This window comes from Stenotrophomonas sp. 3(2025), from assembly GCF_052665395.1.
Genome location: NZ_JBQOIF010000002.1, coordinates 57,663 through 77,585, shown reverse-complemented (window position 1 = coordinate 77,585; position 19,923 = coordinate 57,663). Strand labels below are relative to the sequence as shown.

Annotated in this window: 18 protein-coding genes; 8 read left to right on the top strand and 10 right to left on the bottom strand. The window is 67.0% G+C overall.

Annotation, left to right across the window (positions count from 1 at the left end; translation table 11 throughout):
• Positions 1-21 precede the first annotated feature (21 nt).
• The 4 genes from ACUXVE_RS01885 to hemF are packed head-to-tail and all read left to right on the top strand — an operon-like array spanning position 22 to position 3,947.
• Positions 22-585: a hypothetical protein gene (locus ACUXVE_RS01885; protein ID WP_093819533.1), complete on the top strand. Its 564-nt coding sequence runs from the start codon at positions 22-24 to the stop codon at positions 583-585.
• 35 nt (positions 586-620) lie between these two features.
• A complete protein-coding gene (locus ACUXVE_RS01880) occupies positions 621-1,820 on the top strand; it encodes a hypothetical protein (RefSeq protein WP_445513706.1) in 1,200 nt (399 codons plus the stop codon).
• A gap of 41 nt (positions 1,821-1,861) precedes the next feature.
• Positions 1,862-3,040 carry a hypothetical protein gene (locus ACUXVE_RS01875; protein WP_445513705.1) on the top strand — a complete coding sequence of 393 codons (1,179 nt, stop codon included), beginning with the start codon at positions 1,862-1,864 and terminating at the stop codon, positions 3,038-3,040.
• A gap of 10 nt (positions 3,041-3,050) precedes the next feature.
• On the top strand, positions 3,051-3,947 hold the full coding sequence (gene hemF / locus ACUXVE_RS01870; protein ID WP_093819539.1) for an oxygen-dependent coproporphyrinogen oxidase: 897 nt from the start codon (positions 3,051-3,053) through the stop codon (positions 3,945-3,947).
• 95 nt (positions 3,948-4,042) lie between these two features.
• On the opposite strand, the gene ACUXVE_RS01865 is transcribed toward hemF, so the two are convergent.
• Positions 4,043-4,525, bottom strand: coding sequence for a DUF421 domain-containing protein (locus ACUXVE_RS01865; protein ID WP_093819541.1), 483 nt, complete (start codon positions 4,523-4,525; stop codon positions 4,043-4,045).
• 315 nt (positions 4,526-4,840) lie between these two features.
• The gene (gene polA / locus ACUXVE_RS01860) at positions 4,841-7,615 is read right to left on the bottom strand and encodes a DNA polymerase I (RefSeq protein WP_445513704.1); all 2,775 of its coding nucleotides are present in this window, start codon (positions 7,613-7,615) and stop codon (positions 4,841-4,843) included.
• Between the two features lie 97 nt (positions 7,616-7,712).
• On the opposite strand from polA, the gene ACUXVE_RS01855 reads away from it, so the two are divergent.
• The gene (locus ACUXVE_RS01855; RefSeq protein WP_093819545.1) at positions 7,713-7,997 is read left to right on the top strand and encodes a DUF2782 domain-containing protein; all 285 of its coding nucleotides are present in this window, start codon (positions 7,713-7,715) and stop codon (positions 7,995-7,997) included.
• 295 nt (positions 7,998-8,292) lie between these two features.
• On the opposite strand, the gene ACUXVE_RS01850 is transcribed toward ACUXVE_RS01855, so the two are convergent.
• The 4 genes from ACUXVE_RS01850 to ACUXVE_RS01835 form a co-directional block, all read right to left on the bottom strand.
• Positions 8,293-8,739, bottom strand: a complete 447-nt coding sequence (locus ACUXVE_RS01850) for a universal stress protein (RefSeq protein ID WP_025878044.1) — start codon at positions 8,737-8,739, stop codon at positions 8,293-8,295.
• A gap of 192 nt (positions 8,740-8,931) precedes the next feature.
• Entirely contained in the window at positions 8,932-9,948 is a 1,017-nt protein-coding gene (gene rtcA / locus ACUXVE_RS01845) for an RNA 3'-terminal phosphate cyclase (RefSeq protein ID WP_445513703.1), read from the bottom strand.
• A gap of 81 nt (positions 9,949-10,029) precedes the next feature.
• Positions 10,030-11,256 (bottom strand): RtcB family protein, encoded by a 1,227-nt coding sequence (locus ACUXVE_RS01840; RefSeq protein ID WP_080149563.1) that lies wholly within the window; start codon positions 11,254-11,256, stop codon positions 10,030-10,032.
• 528 nt (positions 11,257-11,784) lie between these two features.
• On the bottom strand, positions 11,785-13,332 hold the full coding sequence (locus tag ACUXVE_RS01835; RefSeq protein WP_445513702.1) for a vWA domain-containing protein: 1,548 nt from the start codon (positions 13,330-13,332) through the stop codon (positions 11,785-11,787).
• Positions 13,333-13,519: 187 nt separating this feature from the next.
• On the opposite strand from ACUXVE_RS01835, the gene rtcR reads away from it, so the two are divergent.
• Complete coding sequence (gene rtcR, locus ACUXVE_RS01830; RefSeq protein ID WP_445513701.1) at positions 13,520-15,115, top strand: RNA repair transcriptional activator RtcR; 1,596 nt, start codon at positions 13,520-13,522, stop codon at positions 15,113-15,115.
• Between the two features lie 75 nt (positions 15,116-15,190).
• Positions 15,191-15,337: a hypothetical protein gene (locus ACUXVE_RS01825; protein ID WP_445513700.1), complete on the top strand. Its 147-nt coding sequence runs from the start codon at positions 15,191-15,193 to the stop codon at positions 15,335-15,337.
• Between the two features lie 75 nt (positions 15,338-15,412).
• Here ACUXVE_RS01825 and ACUXVE_RS01820 read toward each other — a convergent pair whose 3' ends face one another.
• Positions 15,413-15,958 (bottom strand): SUKH-4 family immunity protein, encoded by a 546-nt coding sequence (locus ACUXVE_RS01820; RefSeq protein WP_445513699.1) that lies wholly within the window; start codon positions 15,956-15,958, stop codon positions 15,413-15,415.
• A 12-nt stretch (positions 15,959-15,970) separates the two neighbouring features.
• Entirely contained in the window at positions 15,971-16,525 is a 555-nt protein-coding gene (locus ACUXVE_RS01815; RefSeq protein ID WP_093821052.1) for a hypothetical protein, read from the bottom strand.
• A gap of 140 nt (positions 16,526-16,665) precedes the next feature.
• Between ACUXVE_RS01815 and ACUXVE_RS01810 the strand changes: the two genes are divergently transcribed.
• The gene (locus ACUXVE_RS01810; RefSeq protein ID WP_445513698.1) at positions 16,666-17,292 is read left to right on the top strand and encodes a hypothetical protein; all 627 of its coding nucleotides are present in this window, start codon (positions 16,666-16,668) and stop codon (positions 17,290-17,292) included.
• A gap of 12 nt (positions 17,293-17,304) precedes the next feature.
• On the opposite strand, the gene ACUXVE_RS01805 is transcribed toward ACUXVE_RS01810, so the two are convergent.
• Positions 17,305-17,631 carry a low molecular weight protein tyrosine phosphatase family protein gene (locus tag ACUXVE_RS01805; protein ID WP_059065622.1) on the bottom strand — a complete coding sequence of 109 codons (327 nt, stop codon included), beginning with the start codon at positions 17,629-17,631 and terminating at the stop codon, positions 17,305-17,307.
• Positions 17,632-17,728: 97 nt separating this feature from the next.
• Entirely contained in the window at positions 17,729-19,921 is a 2,193-nt protein-coding gene (gene uvrD / locus ACUXVE_RS01800) for a DNA helicase II (protein WP_032976788.1), read from the bottom strand.
• Between the last annotated feature and the right edge of the window lie 2 nt (positions 19,922-19,923).

Sequence of the window (19,923 nt, the reverse complement as noted above, 5' to 3'; positions counted from 1 at the left end):
CATCGCTCACCCGGACAACGGATGTCAGCCTCGATTCCCCCGATTCCAGCACCCGCCCCACCGCCACCCAGCAACTGGGTAGGCGCGGTGGCGCAGGGCTCGTTCTGGCTGAGCCTGCTGGTCACCCTCTATTTCCTCGCGCAGGCGCTGATGGCTGCGGCGCTTGCCCGCACCGGGTTCTGGACCACGCTGGTGACACTGGCATGGGAACAGCAGCTCGACGGCAGCCTGTGGTGGATGCTCAAACACCCGGCGGCCACCTCGCTGCTGGTTGCCCTGCTCTGCCTGTTCTCGACCCTGGCCAGCTTGGGCCTGTGGCGCGGGCGGCGATGGGGCTTGTGGGCCTATGTGTGGATGCTGGGCCTGAGCGCGCTGGCCAACTTCGTGATCGCCTGGTGGATGGACCGCCTGCTGCTGGTGTTGATCGCGCTGCTTGCCAGCGACCCCACGGCGCAGCATGAGCTGCAGGTGCAGCGTGTGCTGTTCACGCTGACACTGGTCGGTACCTCGGTGCTGTTCGCGGGGCTGCAGGGTTGGCTCGGCTGGCGCCTGCTGCGGCCGGACATCCGCGCGCGCTTCCGCTGAACATCTCCCTTCCTTCCGCACGACAAGGATGTCGCATGCCTGCCCTGCTCCGAATGTTTCTGGTCGTCACTGCGCTGCTGCTGACCACCCCGCCAGCGCCGACCGCAGCCTCCGCGTCCACGTCCGCGCCCGCGCCGCTGCGATGTGGCCAGTACGTCAATGCGCAGAATGACTCCACACTGGTGATCGACTCACACAACCGGGGCCGTCGCCTGGCGGCGGGCTTTGGTTTCGAGCCGCTGCAGATCGAACGCGATGGCAACGGCCTGGTGCTGGTCAACCTGGATGACGGCGTGGCAACAGCGGTCACTGCCAGTGCTGATGGCAGACGCATCAACGACACGCTGCAGGACTACCAGCTGCGTGCACCGGCGGTCTGCCAGCCGGTAGCCGTGAACGCCGCCGGCAGCTGCCTGGCCGATGCGAACCGCTGTATGGCTCACCTGCACGCGGCGACGCCGCCGCAGCTGCTGACCGCCTGCCAACAGGGCGTGGGCGCGGCCTGCAGCGGCCTGTTGCTGGGCTACGTGGACGATGCGCTCCTCGCTGCCGCGTCTGCCAAGGGCATAGCGCTGGCTACCGCCGCACCGGCGCCCTGCACCACCGATGCGGAGCGCGAGGAGGTACTGACCTGCCGTGATGCCCGTCGTGACGCGTTGGCCGCCGCCGTGGCACAGGCCAGCGGCCAGGCGTTCGCCCGTGGCATCGATCCAGCGTGGGTGGAACTGCCGGCGGCGCAGCGCGACCAGTTGCAGCAGCTGTGCCTGCAGCAGCGCGCTGGCCGCTTCTGCACCGAAGTGGCCGAGCAGCAGTTGAACGCGCGCGATCCACGCGCGGCCGTGCAGGCGTTGCAGGTGGTCTGCGACAGCGGTCGCTACAGCGCATGCGAACGGGTCGAACCCCTGCAGGCACTCGGTGCCGCGTTGCGCCTGGTCGATGCGACCGAGCCGCCCTGTGGCCTGTACCGGGCCGACGGCGGCACGATCGATGCGGTTGCGTTCGGCGACGATGGCCACGCGACGATCGGTAGCCAGCGCTCGCAGGTGCGACTGCTGGACGGTGCCATCCATCTGCGCAATGACCACGGCAGCGATCATGTGCTGCGCCTGCTGGCCAATGGCGACCTGCTGGGCATGGATGCCTGGACCGGCTACCAGCGTTACCAGCGGCAGCCGGGTGCTGTGCGCTGCAAGGCTGCGCCCGCCCGAGATACCGCACCATCTGCGCACCGATGATGACCATCGTTCCACGTACCGTTTCTGCAAGGAGTTCCTGCATGCTCCCCTCCACTGCCCACCGCAGCCGCCTTTCACGCGGGTGGATCGCCGCGCTGCTGTTGTCGCTCGGCCCGGCAGCATCCGCGCAACCACTGCTGTGCGGCACCTTCAAGGACGCCGACAACGGCGCCCGGTTGACGGTGGAAAGCCCAGTACAGGGCTCCCGCCTCATCCCCGGCGCAGCCCCGGAGCCCTACAACCTGGAGCAGCTGGAGGACGTGCTGATGCTGGCCAACCTGGCCACCGGCGACATCGAGGCCCTGCAGATCGTCGACGAGGGCCACGCGCTGGCCGGCGAAGAGCGCTACTACACGCTGGAAAGCACGGCGGACTGCCAGGCGTCGCCGGTGTTCGCAGCGGGCAGCTGCCGCGCCGATATCGCCAGCTGCATGGATGACATGGCAATGGCCGGACCCGAGCGCTGGCGGCAGTGGTGCCGTGAAGGCGTGCCGGCCGGCTGCAATCGCTTGATCGAGGATTATCGCAGCGACGCCCGCAATGCCCTGGTGCTCGACATCGCCCTGGCCAGTAATCGCCAGGAGCCTGCTGAACCTGCGGCATGCCAGCGTGGCAGTACGGACGTCGACGAAGCATGCAAACAGGCCGAAGCGGTGGGCCGGGTCCGTGACGCGGCCTGGGCGTTCTCGGTGGCGCGAAGCATCCCGCGCGACGTGCCGCTGCCGGCAGCGCAGCTGGACGAGGTCAGCACGCTGTGCCGCGAGCATCCCAGTGCCAGTTCCTGCCATGCCGCAGCCGTGGCGCTGTGGGCATCGGCGCGCCTGCTGCCGGCCCGCGATGCCCTGCAGCTGGCCTGCAGCATCGGTCGGGACCCGCAGGCCTGCAGCAGCGTCGCCCCCTTGGCCGCACTGAGCAGCGCAGACCTGGTCATCGTGGACGAGGCCAAGCTGCCCTGCGGCCGCTATGCGGCGCAGGGCCACGCCCTGGTGTTCGGCGACGACGCCCAGGTCCAGGTCGATGCGTCCGGCAGGCAGCCGGCGGTCATGCGCAAGGGCGCCATCCGGGTGCGGAACGAGGAAGGTGAGGACCACGTGTTCTGGCAGCTGGCCAATGGCGATCTTGTCGGCAACGACCGTTGGGCCCGCTTCGCCCGCTACCAGCGTGATGGTTCGTCGCCGACCTGCGGGGCGCGCGCCAGCGCAGGCACGGCGCTGCGGTAAAGTACGCGCCATGAACGAATTCGAGCGCGTTCGCGCCTACCTCACCGACCTGCAGGACCGCATCTGTGCAGCGATCGAATCCGCCGATGGCCGGGCACGGTTCCAGGAAGACCTGTGGCAGCGCGCCGAAGGTGGCGGTGGCCGCACCCGCGTGCTGCGCGATGGCGCGGTGTTCGAGCAGGCCGGCATCGGCTTTTCCGATGTGGCGGGCAGTCGCCTGCCGCCGTCCGCGTCGGCCAACCGGCCGGAACTGGCCGGTGCCTCGTGGCGCGCCACCGGTGTGTCGCTGGTGTTCCACCCGCTCAACCCCTACGTGCCGACCACCCACGCCAACGTGCGCTTCTTCCAGGCCCAGCGCGACGGCGAGGTGGTGGCCAGCTGGTTCGGCGGTGGCTTCGACCTGACCCCGTTCTACCCGTTCGACGAGGACATGCAGCACTGGCATCGGGTGGCACGCGATCTGTGCGCGCCGTTCGGTGAAGAGCGCTACGCGGCGCACAAGCGCTGGTGCGATGAGTATTTCTTCCTGCGCCACCGCAATGAGACGCGCGGTGTGGGCGGTCTGTTCTTCGATGACCTGCACGGCGATTTCGAACGCGATTTCGCCTACCTGCGCGCGGTCGGCGATGGCTTCCTCGATGCCTACCTGCCGATCGTGCAACAGCGCAAGGACACGCCCTACGGCGAACGCGAGCGCGAGTTCCAGCTGTACCGCCGCGGCCGCTACGTCGAGTTCAACCTGGTCTACGACCGTGGCACGCTGTTCGGCCTGCAGAGTGGCGGGCGCAGCGAGAGCATCCTGATGAGCCTGCCGCCGCGGGTGCGTTGGGAGTACGGCTTCAGCCCCGATGAAGGCAGCGCCGAGGCACGCCTGGCCGATTACCTGGTGCCGCGCGACTGGGTGTGATGCGTGGCGCCCACAGTGGTCGAGCAAGCTCGACCACTACCGGGACCAGGCCGAGGCGACAGGCGGTCGGGAACGCTTGATATCGACCGCAGCGCTTACCCGTCCTTGCGCTTGGGAATGATGGTGATGTGGCCGTTGGTTTCCAGCAGTGCCAGTTCCACTTCTTCCACGCCGATGCAGCTCTGCTGGCGCATGGCGACATCGAAATCGGCGCGGCTGACCAGCTCGCGCCGCAGCACACCGTCGAAGAGCTTGCCGTTGCGCGCGATCACCACCGGTTCGCCCTCGATCAGCCGTTCCATGCGGCGGCTGCGGGCGGTGATCCAGCCGACGCCATAGTTCAGCAGGATCAGCGTGGCGGCCAGCAGCAGGCCGCCGGCCAGCGAGGTGTCGGTGCCCAGCAGCGCGTTCTGCACCGCGTTGCCCAGCAGCACGATCAGCAGCACGTCGAACGGAGTGACCTGGCCCAGCGCGCGCTTGCCGCTGAGCCGGACCATGCCCAGCACGACCGCGTAGACCACCACCGCGCGCAGGATGAATTCCCACCACGGCATCGCCAAGTCGAACAGATCGGGCATTGCGGGATTCCCTGCTGGACAATGGCCCAGCGTGGCGCAGCAGCGCACAAATAAAAAGCCCCGCTGACCAGGGGGAGGTCAACGGGGCCGGGGAACGGGCGCTTGGGGAGGAGCCCCCGTTCCGAGATCTGCTCCAGGGGATGGGAGAGATCCACAACAGGCATTGCGCCTGTCGGGAGTTATAGAAGCACTCCGAACACTAACGGTTCGTGAAGGGGCCCAATTTAATAAGCGCCCCTCAGGGAAACATTCATGTTCGAGTCAGAAATATCATGCAAATGAACGAATTCACGGCGTTTTTCGCCTGAATGCGACTCAGTGCGCCTCGTCCCAGTTACTGCCTGTACCGGTATCAACTACCAACGGCACTCGCAACTGTGCCGCTTGCGACATGCGCTGCACGACATTGCTACGCAGTTCTTCGATGAAACCGGCCTCGGCTTCGAAGACCAGTTCATCGTGCACCTGCAGGATCATCCGCGCCGGGGCGCCGCTGTCCCGCAGCCACTGATCCACGTCGACCATCGCGCGCTTGATGATGTCCGCGGCGGTACCCTGCATAGGTGCATTGATGGCTGCACGTTCAGCACCGGCACGCAGGCCCTGGTTACGTGCATGAATGTCGTTCAGGTACAGGCGGCGACCGAACAGGGTCTCCACGTAACCCTGCTCGCGGGCCTGCTCGCGCATGCGCTCCATGAAGTCCCGGACGCCCGGATAGCGACTGAAGTACAGCGCCACGTAGTCCTGCGCCTGGCCACGGTCGATGCCGAGGTTGCGGGCCAGTCCGAACGCACTCATGCCGTACATCAGGCCGAAGTTGATGGCCTTGGCCGCGCGACGCTCGTTGCTGGTCACTTCTTCCAGGGTGCGGCCGAAGACCTCGGCGGCGGTGGCGCGGTGCACGTCGGCGCCCTGCTCGAAGGCCCGCACCAGGCCCGGGTCTCCGGACAGGTGGGCCATGATCCGCAGCTCGATCTGCGAATAGTCGGCCGCCAGCAGCTGGAAGCCTTCCGGGGCGATGAACGCACGGCGGATGCGACGGCCATCCTCGGTGCGGATCGGGATGTTCTGCAGGTTCGGATCGGACGAGGACAGGCGGCCGGTGGCGGCACCGGACTGGTGGTAGCTGGTGTGCACCCGGCCGGTATCGGGGTTGACCATCTCCGGCAGCTTGTCGGTATAGGTGCTGCGCAGTTTGGCCAGGCCACGGTACTCGAGGATCACCCGGGGCAGCTCGTGCTGCTCGGCAATCGCCTCCAGCGCCTCTTCATTGGTGCTGGGCTGGCCCTTGGGAGTCTTCACCACCGCCGGCAGCTTCAGCTCGTCAAACAGCACCGCCTGCAGCTGCTTGGGCGAATCCAGGTTGAAGCTGCGCCCGGCCAGTTCGGTGGCCTTCTGCTGCGCGGCCAGCATGCGCGAGGACAGGTCCTGGCTCTGCCGGCGCAGTTCGTCGGTGTCGATCCGCACGCCATTGGCCTCGATGCTGGCCAGCACCGGCACCAGCGGCATCTCGATGCTGCGGTACACGCTGTCCAGGGTCGGTTCGGCCAGCAGCTGCGGCTGCAGCGCGTGGTGCAGGCGCAGGGTGATGTCGGCGTCTTCGGCGGCGTAGCGGCCGGCCTCGTCGATTCCCACCTGCGAGAACGAAATCTGCTTGGCGCCCTTGCCTGCCACGTCCTCGAACTTGATGGTGCTGTAGCCCAGGTAACGCAGGGCCAGCGAATCCATGTCGTGGCGGGTGGCGGTGGAATTGAGCACGAAGCTCTCAAGCATGGTGTCGTCGTGGTAGTCCTGCACGTCCACGCCATGGCGGCGCAGCACGTGCAGGTCGTACTTGCCATGCTGGCCCAGCTTCTTCTTCGCCGGGTCCTGCAGCACCGGCCGCAGCGCATCGAGCACCTGCGCCAGCGGCAACTGTGCCGGGGCGCCGGGATAGTCGTGGCCGACCGGGATGTAGGCAGCCTTGCCCGGCTCCACCGCCAGGCTGATGCCGACCAGGCGCGCACGCATCGCATCCAGTGCGTCGGTCTCGGTGTCGAAGCTGACCAGGTCAGCCTGCTGCACGCGCGCCACCCAGGCCTGCAGCTGCTCGGTGGTCAGCACGGTCTCGTACTCGCCGGGCGCCGACAGCGCCGGATCGAGCTCACCGGCAGGCGGCGCTTCGGCGCTGCCACGGGCAAAGCCGGCCGCGGTGCCACGCAGGCTCGGCGTCGCGTCGTTGGCCACTGCAGGCGCCGGTACCGGCCCGCCCAGCTCCTTCAATGCCTGGGTGAAGCCGTAACGCAGGTACAGCTCGCCCAGGGTGGGCACATCCGGATCACGCAGGGCCAGCGTGGTCGGGCTGGCGTCCAGCACGACGTCGGTGCGGATGGTCACCAGCTCCTTGTTCAGCGGCAGGCGCTCCAGCGCGGCGCGCAGGTTCTCGCCGATCTTGCCCTTCATGGTCGGCGCCGCCGCCATCACCCCGTCAAGATGCTGGTATTCGGCCAGCCACTTGGCAGCGGTCTTCGGCCCGCACTTCTCCACGCCGGGCACGTTGTCGACCGCGTCGCCCATCAGCGCCAGCAGGTCGACGATCTGGTCGGCGCGCACGCCGAACTTGTCCATCACCGCCGCGTCCGAGTCCATGCGGCTGCCGGTCATGGTGTTGACCAGCTCGATGCCCGGGCGGACCAGCTGGGCGAAATCCTTGTCGCCGGTGGAAATGGTGACCTTCAGGTCCTGCGCCACGCCCTGCAAGGCCAGGGTGCCGATCACATCGTCGGCCTCCACGCCTTCGATGCGCAGGATGCTGATGCCCAGTGCTTCGACGATGCGGCACATCGGCTCGACCTGGCTGCGCAGTTCATCGGGCATCGGTGGTCGGTTGGCCTTGTACTGGTCGTACAGGTCGTCGCGGAAGGTCTTGCCGGGGGCATCGACGACGAAGGCGACGTAGGCCGGGCGCTCCTTCAGCGTCGAGCGCAGCATGTTGACCACGCCGAACAGCGCGCCGGTGGGCTCACCCTGTGCATTGGACAGGGGCGGCAGCGCGTGGAACGCGCGGTACAGGTAACTGGACCCGTCGATCAGGACTAATCTGCTCATGTGTCGATTCTACGCGCCTGTTCCTGCATCGCGGCGACACGGCAGCGACGCGGCGTTGGGGCATAATCAAGGCTCTTTCCAGGCAAAGGCCCCGCCGATGAAGACCCTGATGCTGGCTTCCCTGCTCCTGCTTGCTGGCTGCGCCAGCATGGGCGGTGCGGGTGTTCCCCCGGTGGACGTCAAGGGCGCCGATGTTTCCAAGCGCACGATGGACAACGGCGACACCATCGAGGAATACCGGGTGTCCGGCCAGTTGCGCATGGTCAAGGTGACGCCGGCACGTGGCGCCCCGTTCTACATGTATGACAAGAACGGCGATGGCCGCTTCGACAACGACAAGGATGGCGTGTCGCCGGTGTACTGGAAGCTGTACAGCTGGTGATGCGGCCGGGGTCGGATCCCTTTCCACGGGAAAGGGCTCTGACCCCATCAAGGCGATCGGCACGGCCCATCCACGCATGGCGTGGATCTACCGGGCACTGCGGTGGCCCTATCCACGCGTGGCGTGGATCTACCGGGCATTGCGGTGGCCCCATCCACGCATGGCGTGGACCTTTGACGGTGAACTGGAGTAGATCCACGCCATGCGTGGATGCTCTTCGGGCCGCCGATAAAAAACAACGCCGGCGCGCATCCTGCGGCCGGCGTCGGGTCCCCTCCCCGGGAACGCTTCCGTATCAGCGGATGACCAGCACCGGCAGCGTGCTGCGCGCCAGCACCTCGGCGGTCTGGCTGCCCAGCAGCACGCGGGTGACGCCGCGGCGGCCGTGCGAGGTCATTACGATCAGATCGCTGTTGCGCTGGCCCGCCGTCTCGATGATGCCGTCGGCCGCGTAGCGGTCCAGCACATGCACAGGATTGGCGGTGATGCCCTGCTCGGCCGCCTTGGCCAGGGCCGGCTGCAGCACCTTCTGCGCGCCTTCCTCGCGGTCGGCCTTGTACTCCGGGCTGTTCATGTAGCCCACGCTCCAGCCCATGGCGTCGTACATGCCGACGGCCCAAGGCTCGGAGACGGTGACGATGTCGACCTCGGCGTTGAGGTCCTTGGCCAGCTCCAGGCCCTTGGCCAGGCCCTTGTCGGCCAGCTCCGAGCCATCGGTGGCGATCAGGATGCGCTTGTACATGGTGGGGCTCCGCGGTGATCCAGCCAGTGGGAACGACACCATTACACAGCCTGTGTGGAGATCGTGCCTTGCGCAGGATCAATCCGGCAGCGCGCAGCGATGCCTGGGCAGCGCGGCATGATCGGCCGACGCGCCCAGGATCGACAGGCGGCTGGGATGTTCCGGTAGCGCCGGGCCATGCCCGGCGGGCACTCAGGCCTGCACCGTCACCCGCCAGCCACCGTCGTGCGGCTGCCAGTCGAATTCCACCGGCAGGAACTTCTCGATCAACCGCGCATTGCTGACCAGGTGATCGCTCAGCAGGTGGGTGGTGAACGCGCCGCCGCCCGCCAGCGCCATCGGCAGCAGCAACTGGTCGGACAGGTACTCGCCAACAGCACCGGTCCCGTCCAGGTACTGCTTGACCTGCCCGGCCAGGCGCGCCCCGACCTGCTCAGCGGAGACACTGCGCTCGCCGTGGCCGCTGAACACCTCCACGTGATCACCATGACGCACGCGCACCAGGGCGACGTTGCCCGGTCCCAGCGCCGGCCGTATCGACTGCACGTTGCGCGGGTGCGGGTCCACGCCCAGCGTCTCGGCCAGTACCTGCAGTTCGCGCAGGCCGATGCCGCTGGACAGCCCGGACATCAGCACCTGTGCCTCGATCGCCTGCAACGGTGCACGCACCTCCAACGACGGCGGCTGCAACGCCGCGCACGGCTGCACCTGCACCTCCATCACGCCACCGCCCGCCGGATGGAAGCCGTGCTGCAGCAGCTGCATCGACGCCTGCACGCCCATCCGGCCCAGCGCCGGCAGATAGCTTTGCGCGATGAAATCCGCGCTGGGTGCCAGCGGATTGTGGGTACCTCCTTCCAGGCGCAGCTGCGACGGCCCCTGCGCGCGCCACAGCGCGGGCAGCACGGTCTGCAGCACCAGCGTTGCCGAGCCGGCGCTGCCGGTCGCGAAGTGGTAGGTGCCGGCGCTCACCCGCCCCGGCTCGAAGCGCAACGAGGTAGCGCCCAGTTCTGCACCGTGCACACAGGCGCTGCCGACCCGCGCCGCAGCGTTCACCGCGGTCAGGTGCTGGCGCATCAACCCCGGCTTGCGCCGGATCGCGCGGATGTTGTGCAGCGTGAAGCCGGTGCCGGTGCACAGGCTCAGGGTCAGTGCCGAGCGTAGCAGCTGTCCGCCTCCGTGCCCGCCATCCAGTTCAATCATGTCCATCTGTCTGTTCCTCCGTGCCCGTTGTTCGATGCCGGGCCTTGCTGCCGTGCGCGGCGCAGTGTACGCCGCGCACGGGTTGCCTCATCCCTTCACGCACACCACCTGGCGCAGCGTGTGCACGATCTCGACCAGATCGCGCTGGGCCTCCATCACCGCCTCGATCGGCTTGTAGGCCGCAGGCGATTCATCCACCACCTCCGCATCCTTGCGGCACTCCACGTGCGCGGTGGCCTTGGCGTGGTCATCCACCGTGATCAGCTTGCGCGCCTGGGTACGGCTCATCACGCGGCCGGCGCCGTGGCTGCAGCTGTGGAAGCTGTCCTCGTTGCCGAGGCCACGCACGATGAAGCTCTTGGCCCCCATGCTGCCCGGGATGATGCCCAGTTCGCCCTTGCGCGCACTCACCGCGCCCTTGCGGGTCAGCATCACTTCCTTGCCGAAGTGGGTCTCGCGGTTCACGTAGTTGTGGTGGCAGTTCACCGCCTCGGCCTCGGCCTCGAACGGCTTGCTGATCACCGTGCGCACCGCGGCCACCACGTTGCGCATCATCACCTCGCGGTTCATGCGTGCGAAACGCTGCGCCCAGTCCACCGCGAACACATAGTCGCCGTAGTGCTGGCTGCCCTCGGGCAGGTAGGCCAGGTCCTGGTCGGGCAGGTTGATCATCCAGCGGCGCATTTCCTGCTTGGCCAGCTCGATGAAGTAGGTGCCGATGGCATTGCCTACGCCACGCGAACCGGAGTGCAGCATGAACCACACGCGCTGCTCCTGGTCCAGGCAGACCTCGACGAAGTGGTTGCCGGTGCCCAGCGTTCCCAGGTGCTTGAGGTTGTTGGTGTTCTTCAGGCGCGGGTGACGCTCGCAGATCAATGCGAAGTCATCCACCAGCTGCGCCCAGCCCTCAACGGCCAGTTCGGGCGGCGTGTCCCAGCTGCCCTTGTCACGGCCACCGCGAGTGACGCTGCGGCCGTGCGGCACCGCCCGCTCGATCGCGCTGCGCACTGCCGACAGGTTGTCCGGCAGGTCGCTGGCAACCAGCGTGGTGCGCACTGCGATCATGCCGCAGCCGATGTCCACGCCCACCGCCGCAGGAATGATCGCGCCGATGGTCGGCACCACCGAACCCACGGTCGCGCCCTTGCCCAGGTGCACGTCGGGCATCACCGAGATCCACTTGTGGATGAAGGGCAGCCTGGCGATGTTCTGCAGCTGCTGGCGCGCCTGGTCTTCCAGCGGCACGCCGCGGGTCCACAGCTTGATCGGTGCAGCGCCCGGCTGCTGGATCACGTCGTAATTGAGGGTGGTCATGGTGATGTTTCCTTTCATCCAAAGCAAAAACAAAGAAGGTGCGGTGACAAAGGGGGTGGAACATTCCGTCACCCGCGTTGCCGCGGAGGACGGCCGGGACTTGAACCCGACCCCGAAGGGCTTCCGATGTAGTTCCACCTGCATTCCCCGCGCAACGAAAGCGAAGGTGCCGGCAGCACGACAAGAATCTGGAGGAACATCCTGCTCTACCACTGAGCTACTGCCGCGTTGCCGTGGCAGGCGGGAGTCGAACCCGCGACCTGGAGCTTAAGGGGCTGTAGCTCCTCCGGCATTCGCGCTGCCGGCATTGAAGCGGTGGCACCGTTGCCGGTGCCGTTTGAAAAGGTGCGGTGACAAGGGAGGTGGAACGTCTGCTTCCTCACGACAGGCAGGAAACGCGGGACTCGAACCCGACCCCGAAGGGACAACCAATGTAGTTCCACCAGCATTCACCGCGAAAACGAATTCCTGGCCCTGCCCGGCTGGCCCCATTGCCAGCCGGGCGGTCCGTGCGGCCTCCCTGCCGCCTTACAACGCCATGTCCTGGATGCGCTCGACCCAGCTGCTGCCGTCCTCGGCCGCAGCGGCGTACTGCGCCATCAGGTCGAACACCGCATCGCTGAAGCCACCGATGTGCAGCACGTCACCGCGCTGCACGGTCTGGCTGCTGGCCACCGGCTGCAGGTCGATGCACACCAGCCGCGCCTGTGGGCAGCGACGCTTCAATGCATCCCACTGCAGCATCGTGGCCGTCTGGCCGCCCTGGCGGGTGTCACGCCAACTCTCGTTGTCCGACACCAGCACCACCAGGTCCACCGGCTCGCGCCGCAGGTTGAGGTAGTGCAGCGGCGCGCTGACCGACGTACCACCGCCGTTGATGGCCAGCTGGCGGGCCAACGTCATCACGCTGTCGCGCGGGTTCAGGCGCACGTGGCGCACCTCGGTATCGAACGGCAACACCTTGGCCTGCGGCTGACCGCGCAGCACGCAGGCTGCAACCAGCGCCGCCACGTCCACGCAGCGCGCTGCCGTGCTGGAGCCCTTGCGGTAGCCGGTTACCGGCGACTGCATGGAACCGGACACGTCCACCGCCACCACCACCCGCCCGGGCAATGCCGGGGCCGACGCCGTGGCGATCTCCATCGCGTCCTGCAACGCTTCCAGGATCGGCGCCGGCAAGCCACCGCCGGCGTGGAAGGCCATCAGCAGCTGGTAGGGCAGTACGCGGGCACGACGCACCTGTTGCGGATCACGCAGGCGCTCTGCGATCACCTGCACCATCGCCGGATCGTCGAACACGCCATGGCGGGCGAACGTGTTGAGGTTCATCCGCATCGACTGCCACGATGCATTGCGGGCCAGTGCCGACCACTGCGCCGCGTCCAGCGGCAGCGTGCTGTAGTACTGGAACGGCAGGTCCGGCGGCAGTCCGCGCAGGTCACGCTTGAACGCCTCGTACGCCTGCACCACTGCCGGCAGCTGCGCCTCGTCGTAGGGACGACCGATGATCCATGCATACAGCGCCTTGCGCTCGGCGTTGGCCGGCTTCGGGTGCACCATGCGGATCACATCGGCCAGCGACGGCTGCTGGCCGATCGCCGCACGCACCAGCGTTTCCGCCGACGCCTGCTGGATCCACTCACGCACCCTGCGCTTGGGCAGCGAGCCCAGCGAGCGGCGCCCCACCTGGCCGCTGCGCATGATCTGCACGAAGGTGCGCAGCTGGCGGCCGTTGTCGATCACCCGCGGGAACGCCAGGGCGAACGCCTCCGGGTCGCGCAGGCTCAGCACCGCCAGCAGCAGCGCCGGCATGTCCTTCATGTGTGCGACCTGGCGGGCGTACAGGGCGGTGCGGGCGATGAAGCGCGGCTCGACCTGCGCGGTCAGCGCCAGCACCTGCTGCAGCTGTGCCTCGGCATCGCTGTAGAAGGTGTTGTTCAGGCACCCGGTGGCCGCATACAGCGCCAGCGCCGCACGCGGGTCGCGGCGGTAGGCCAGGCCACCGGCTTCATTGACGGTGTCTGCCTGCGGCGGCTGCGGCGTGCGCATCCAGGAGAAGAGCGAAAGGTTGGCCATGCTGATGTCCTCGGCGGGAACAGCCCGCGTCGTGTCTTGCCGGATATAGAGCAATGGCCGTGCCAACTTTTGCGAAACCATCGCATGCCATTGATTTTGAAATGATTTCAGTGAAACAAGACTGTCCTGCCCAGCGAACATCGGCGAAAAGATATATATTTCCCGCGCCTCTTTTATAGGAATGGATATGGCGCGTCGGCAGGTGGTATTCGGCATGCTGGGCACCCAGCTCGACGCAGGCGAGGGTCCGGGCCGCTGGCAGAAGTGGCGCCCGACCGTTTCGCTGGGCATGCATGAGGATTTCCTGCCCGACCGCATCGAGCTGCTGCTGGATGAGCGCCGCTACAGCAAGCTGGCGCGCGTGGTCTGCGAGGACCTGGCGCAGGCCGCGCCGGGCATCAGCGTGCAGCGTCACGACACCTACCTGGCCGATCCATGGGAATTCGAGGGGGTCTACGCCTCCCTGCACGACTTTCTCGCGCGCTACCCGTTCCAGCCGGAGGAGGAGGACTACTACGTCCACATCACCACCGGCACGCACGTGGCGCAGATCTGCTGGTTCCTGTTGACCGAGAGCCGTCATTTCCCCGGACGGCTGCTGCAGACCTCGCCACCGCGCAAGCAGGACGGTGCCGCCGGCACGTACGCGATCATCGACCTGGATCTGTCGCGCTACGACCACATCGCCCAGCGCTTCGCCCAGCAGCAGCTGCTGGATCGCGACCTGCTGAAGGGCGGCATCGCCACCCGCAACGCCGCCTTCAACCGGATGATCGAGCAGATCGAAACGGTGGCCACCCGCTCGCGCGCGCCGATGCTGCTGATGGGACCGACCGGCGCCGGCAAGAGCCAGCTGGCCAAGCGCGTGTTCGAGCTGAAGAAGCTCAAGCACCAGCTGCCCGGTCGCTTCGTCGAAGTGAACTGCGCCACGCTGCGCGGCGACGGTGCGATGAGCACCCTGTTCGGTCACACCAAAGGCGCCTATACCGGCGCTTCCAGCGACCGTGCCGGCCTGCTGCGCTCAGCGCACCAAGGGCTGCTGTTCCTGGACGAGATCGGCGAACTCGGCCAGGACGAACAGGCGATGCTGCTGCGGGCGCTGGAAGAGAAGCGCTTCCTGCCGGTCGGCAGTGACCGCGAAGTGGAGAGCGATTTCCAGCTGATCGCCGGCACCAACCGCGATCTGCAGCAGTCGGTGCTGGAAGGCCGCTTCCGCGAAGACCTGCTGGCGCGCCTCAACCTGTGGACGTACCACCTGCCCGGGCTGGCGCAGCGCATGGAAGACATCGAGCCGAACATCGAGTTCGAGCTGGAGCGCTGGTCGCTGGACCAGCATGCGCGGGTGCGCTTCAACACCGAAGCGCGCACGCGCTATCTCGCATTCGCCACCAGCCCGGAAGCGGCGTGGCGCGGCAACTTCCGCGACCTGGGCGCGTCGATCATGCGCCTGGCCACGTTGGCCAGCGCCGGGCGCATCCAGATCGAGGGCGTGGAGGACGAGATCGCGCGCCTGCGGGCACAGTGGCGCGGCGGCGATGCGCCGTCTCCGCTGGATGCCCTGCTGGGCGAGGCCGTGGACGCGCTGGACCGTTTCGACCGCGTGCAGCTGGAAGAAGTGGTGCGGGTCTGTGCACGCTCGAAGTCGCTGTCCGCCGCCGGGCGCGAGCTGTTTGCGGTCTCGCGCACGCAGCGCGCCAGCACCAACGACGCCGACCGCCTGCGCAAGTACCTGGCGAAGTTCGGGCTGGACTGGGAGCAGGTGCGGGGGCCGGCCATGTCCTAGCGCCCAGCTTGCTCGACTGCCATCCACGATGCATGGTGGCCGTGCGGCCACTTGCCGCTCCCAGGGATGATCCACATGCAGAACAACAGACCACCCGTCTGGAGCTCCGGGAAGTCCATCCTGATCGCCGCGATCATCGCGTTGGCGGTGCTGTTCGGTGCCTATCGCGTCGGCAAGGACATGGCGCTGCGCGACAACGCCCGCCAGCCAGCGGGCCGCTGACACGCACCTGTAGAGGCGAGCCCACGCTCGACTGCTCTCGACGCTACCCGCACCCGTCAACGGCGCTGCGCAGACTCAGTATCCGGAAGGCCAGAAGGCTCCTTCCGCCACGGCCTCCGGATCGATCTGCGCAACCGCCTGCAGGAAGGACTGCTTGCTTTCCACGCCGTAGGGAAACTCGCACAGGCATTCGGCAAAGCGAAGCAGATCCCGGTTGACGAACATGCGCGCGTCGCCGTTGTCGTGATCCCACAGCACCACTTGGCCACTGGCCGCGTCGATGGCCAGCAGGTTGCCGCCGCCATCATGGCCGAGCGCCCTGCCGGGCTCCGGGAGCAGGGCAGAGACCTCGACCGCACGCTCGGCCTCGAAGAACGAGAGATGCGGTGCCGCCTGGCGCGGCAGACCCTGCTCGCTGAGCAGCCGCCGTGCATCCGGGCCCAGCCACGCCGGCAGGGTCTCCAGTGGGTGCCGTTGAAAGGCGAAGAGATCGGCCAGATCCGGCTCTTCCTCCAGCAGCTCGGCCGGCACCGCCGGCAGCAGTGCCGTCAGCATCTCCTCGAAATGGGTCACGACCACGGGTGTACCACCGCAGGCCGGATCCGCGTCCTCCATGGTCATGAGGCCCAGCCCTCAGGCGATCTGCACCACGCGTGCGTTCTGGCACAGTGGGTAGCTGCCGACGAATTCAGCGATCGCCTCACGCATCGCCTCGAACGACTGGCCGTACATGTACAGCGCGGTCTCGCTCGGGCCCTGCCACCAGCTGCAGATCTCGCCCAGGCCATCAATGCGCTCGGACAGCTGCTCGAACACGTGGTTCGAATCGCACTGCTCGTATACCTCGTCCGGCAGGGTCAGGCCATCCAGGTAGATGCCCAGGCCTTCGGTCACGCCGAAGCTGCGGTCGGCCTCGCCTGCGCCCTGCACCTGCGACCCCTTCGGTGCCCCCAGCTGCTCCAGCAGGTCGACCAGCTTCGGCACACCCGCGGCATCGGCCAGTGCCACTTCGATATCGCCGTATTCGACTTCGCCCTCGTCGGACATCGCGGTACCGCCTCCGGTGATCCCGCCCAGCTCGGCCGCCTGCAGCAGCGCGTCCAGCGGATCCTCGAACAGCTCATGGCGATGCTCGGGCTGCAGCCTGGCGTTCAACTTCACGGTGACATGCAGCGTGGGTTCGGTCATGAGGGCGTTCCTGGGAGATGTGGCCGCCATTGTAGAACTGAGCCTGCCCGACTGCTTCTCCCTGACCAAAGCCACTCCCCGCGCCTGGCAGCCGAGCGATAATGCGCGGCGCAAGGACACCATTCCAACAGGGGGAATACATGAAGTCGATCATTACGCTGGCACTGCTGCTGTTGCTCACCGGCTGTGGCATCCGCACCGAAGTGGTGCGCGTGAACGTGCCGGACATCCGGGTGAACCCGGAGCAGGGCCCGGTGGTGGTGGTGGCCCCGGTGCGTGACAGTCGTCCGGTTTATTTCCCGGAGGTTGCGGCAGCCGACCGCGCCAAAAACATTGCCGGGGTGGTTCGGCAAGGCAACGGCGTTCTCGTCTCCGTCGAGTCCACCACAGCGGCGGACAAGACGCGCGAAATCATGATCCAGGCATTGCGCAACATGGGATATCGCACCGCCGATCGGTGCGAAGCGTCATGCACGCTGTTGGAGACCTCGCTCACCGATTTCTCGGTCAAGATGCCGGCGAACTTCTTCCGGATGGTGTCATCCACACAACAAATGCTGGCCGACATTTCGGTGCAGGTCGTTGCGCGGAGGGACGGTCAAACCCGAACCTTCACCGCCACCGGCCATGGCGCAAACATTTTCCAGGTGCCGTCACGCGAGAACTGGGAGATCGCCCTGGAGCGCGCGGTGAAGAGCTTCAGCAGCAGCCTGCAGCAGTCCATGTCCGAACAGGACACGGCCGCGCAACTACAGGCGCAGGACTGATCGCCGCCCGGGTCAGCGCAGGAACGGGATCACTTTGCGCTTGAGCAGTTCCACCAGCACCGGGTCCATGTACTCGTAGTCATCGGGAATATCCAGGCAGATCACCCGCTTGCCGTTCAACCATGCCTTGTAGCGGCTGGAAAGCCGGTTGCGGTGCGCCCGCTCCATCACGAACACCAGATCGGCCCATTGCAGGAGCTCGGGGCTGAGCACTTCCTCGGCGTCGGCGAGCAGCCCGGCCGAGGCGGTTTCGACGCCCGGCCAATCGGCGAACACCTGCTCGGCCGTCGGGCTGCGCAGACGGTTCTGGCTGCAGAGGAAGAGCACGTTGCGGGTCATCAGCACTCGCCTTTGTAGAGCCAAGCCCGTGCTCGGCTGCTTTCCATCGCGCCGGGGTCAGAGCCCTCCTACGGGAGGGATCCGACCCCGGCGGTGATCAGATCACCGTCAGGTTGGCATACGCCATCACCAGCCACTTGCTGCCGGCGTCGGCGAACTCGATCTGCACGCGTGCGTGGGCACCGTTGCCTTCGTAGTCGGTCACCATGCCTTCGCCGAACTTGGGATGGTTGACCAGCGCACCCAGCTTGATCGGCGGCGTTTCGATGGCGGCGTGTCCCATCACCCGGCTTGCGCCCATCGACGCCGGCCGCGAGACCTGCACCTTCGGCCGCACTTCGTGCAGCAGCTCGCGCGGGATCTCGCGCAGGAAACGCGAAGGCAGGCTGTAGTTGTCCTGGCCGTGGATGCGCCGCGATTCAGCGTAGCTCAGCACCAGCTTCTGCCGCGCGCGGGTGATGCCGACGTAGGCCAGCCGACGCTCTTCCTCCAGCCGCCCGCTTTCCTCCAGCGACCGTGCACTGGGGAACAACCCCTCTTCCACGCCGGCCAGGAACACCAGCGGGAATTCCAGGCCCTTGGCCGAGTGCAGCGTCATCAGCTGCACGCCTTCCTCGCCGGCCTGCGCCTGGCCCTCACCGGCCTCCAGCGCCGCGTAGGCCAGGAACGCGACCAGCTCGTCCATGTCCTCGCCCACTTCCTCGATGTCGTCGGCACGGCGCACGAAGCGCGAGGCCACCGACACCAGTTCGTCGAGGTTGTCGGTGCGCGATTCCGAATCCAGCGCGTTGCGGCTTTCCTTGCTCCAGTGCTCGCGCAGCTGCGAGCGCACCAGTACATGGTCCACGCGCTCGGCCAGGGTCATCTGCAGGGTCTGCGCCTGCAGTTCGTTGACCAGCACCAGGAAGCCGGCCAGTGCATTACGGGCACGCGCCGCCAGCGCACTGCCCTGGGTCACCAGCATGGTGGCTTCCCACAGCGAGATGCCCTGGGCGCGCGCTTCGCGGCGCACTTCGTCCAGCGTGCGGTCACCGATGCCACGCGTGGGCGTATTCACTGCGCGCTCGAATGCAGCGTCGTCGTTGCGGTTGGACAGCAGCCGCAGGTAGGCCAGCGCATCCTTCACTTCGGCGCGCTCGAAGAAGCGCATGCCGCCATACACGCGGTACGGTACCTGTTCGCTCAGCAGCGCTTCTTCCAGCGCGCGCGACTGCGCGTTGCTGCGGTAAAGCACGGCCACTTCGGTGTAGCTGCCGCCGTCGCGCACCCATTGCCGTGCGCGCTCGACGATGTAGCGCGCCTCATCCATCTCGTTGTACGCCGCGTACAGGTCGATCGGCTCGCCGTCACCACTGTCGGTCCACAGCTGCTTGCCGATGCGGTCCGGGTTGTGCGCGATCACCGCGTTGGCGGCGCTGAGGATGTTGGCGGTGGAACGGTAGTTCTGCTCCAGGCGGATGGTCTGCGCGCCCGGGAAATCGCGCAGGAAGCCCTGCACGTTCTCGACCTTGGCGCCGCGCCAGCCGTAGATGGCCTGGTCATCATCACCGACCACGAACACGTGGCCCTCATGCCCGGCCAGTACCCGCACGAAGGCGTACTGGATGGCGTTGGTATCCTGGAATTCGTCCACCAGGATCTCGCGGAACCGCGCGCGGTAGTGCGACAGCAACGGCGGATTGTCGCGCAGCAGTTCGTGCGCGCGCAGCAGCAGCTCGGCGAAATCGACCAGGCCGGCACGGTCACACCGCGCCTGGTACTCGGCGTAGGCCTGGCGCATGGTTTCCAGCCACGCATCGTTCGGCTCGGGCTGGATGTGCTGCGGGCGGCGGCCCTCATCCTTCTGCGCGTTGATCCACCAGGCAATCTGCTTGGGCGGGTACTTGCCGTCATCCAGCTCCAGCGCCTGTACCACGCGCTTGACCAGCCGCAGCTGGTCGTCCGAATCCATCACCTGGAAGCCTTCAGGCAGCTTGGCATCCTGCCAGTGCAGGCGCAGCAGGCGGTTGGCCAGGCCGTGGAAGGTGCCGATCCACATGCCGCGGCTGCCATGCGGCAGCTGCGCGTCGATGCGATGGCGCATCTCGCCGGCGGCCTTGTTGGTGAAGGTCACCGCGAAAATGCCGTGGGTCGGCACGCCTTCGACTTCATGCAGCCAGGCAATGCGGTGGGTGAGTACGCGCGTCTTGCCCGACCCGGCACCGGCCAGCACCAGGTGGTGACCGAGGGGAGCGGAGACGGCTTCGCGCTGGGCCGGGTTCAGGCCATCAAGCAAGTGGGAGACATCCATGC

Bases quoted from the DNA above. Each gene is read 5' to 3' on its own strand.
- rtcR (WP_445513701.1), top strand. From the start codon at position 13,520: ATGGCGCGTCGGCAGGTGGTATTCGGCATGCTGGGCACCCAGCTCGAC.
- ACUXVE_RS01885 (WP_093819533.1), top strand. From the start codon at position 22: ATGTCAGCCTCGATTCCCCCGATTCCAGCACCCGCCCCACCGCCACCC.
- ACUXVE_RS01820 (WP_445513699.1), bottom strand. From the start codon at position 15,958: ATGACCATGGAGGACGCGGATCCGGCCTGCGGTGGTACACCCGTGGTC.
- ACUXVE_RS01815 (WP_093821052.1), bottom strand. From the start codon at position 16,525: ATGACCGAACCCACGCTGCATGTCACCGTGAAGTTGAACGCCAGGCTG.
- ACUXVE_RS01840 (WP_080149563.1), bottom strand. From the start codon at position 11,256: ATGACCACCCTCAATTACGACGTGATCCAGCAGCCGGGCGCTGCACCG.
- polA (WP_445513704.1), bottom strand. From the start codon at position 7,615: ATGAGCAGATTAGTCCTGATCGACGGGTCCAGTTACCTGTACCGCGCG.
- ACUXVE_RS01835 (WP_445513702.1), bottom strand. From the start codon at position 13,332: ATGGCCAACCTTTCGCTCTTCTCCTGGATGCGCACGCCGCAGCCGCCG.
- ACUXVE_RS01850 (WP_025878044.1), bottom strand. From the start codon at position 8,739: ATGTACAAGCGCATCCTGATCGCCACCGATGGCTCGGAGCTGGCCGAC.
- ACUXVE_RS01875 (WP_445513705.1), top strand. From the start codon at position 1,862: ATGCTCCCCTCCACTGCCCACCGCAGCCGCCTTTCACGCGGGTGGATC.
- ACUXVE_RS01825 (WP_445513700.1), top strand. From the start codon at position 15,191: ATGCAGAACAACAGACCACCCGTCTGGAGCTCCGGGAAGTCCATCCTG.
- ACUXVE_RS01880 (WP_445513706.1), top strand. From the start codon at position 621: ATGCCTGCCCTGCTCCGAATGTTTCTGGTCGTCACTGCGCTGCTGCTG.
- uvrD (WP_032976788.1), bottom strand. From the start codon at position 19,921: ATGGATGTCTCCCACTTGCTTGATGGCCTGAACCCGGCCCAGCGCGAA.
- ACUXVE_RS01865 (WP_093819541.1), bottom strand. From the start codon at position 4,525: ATGCCCGATCTGTTCGACTTGGCGATGCCGTGGTGGGAATTCATCCTG.
- ACUXVE_RS01810 (WP_445513698.1), top strand. From the start codon at position 16,666: ATGAAGTCGATCATTACGCTGGCACTGCTGCTGTTGCTCACCGGCTGT.
- ACUXVE_RS01855 (WP_093819545.1), top strand. From the start codon at position 7,713: ATGAAGACCCTGATGCTGGCTTCCCTGCTCCTGCTTGCTGGCTGCGCC.
- ACUXVE_RS01805 (WP_059065622.1), bottom strand. From the start codon at position 17,631: ATGACCCGCAACGTGCTCTTCCTCTGCAGCCAGAACCGTCTGCGCAGC.
- hemF (WP_093819539.1), top strand. From the start codon at position 3,051: ATGAACGAATTCGAGCGCGTTCGCGCCTACCTCACCGACCTGCAGGAC.
- rtcA (WP_445513703.1), bottom strand. From the start codon at position 9,948: ATGGACATGATTGAACTGGATGGCGGGCACGGAGGCGGACAGCTGCTA.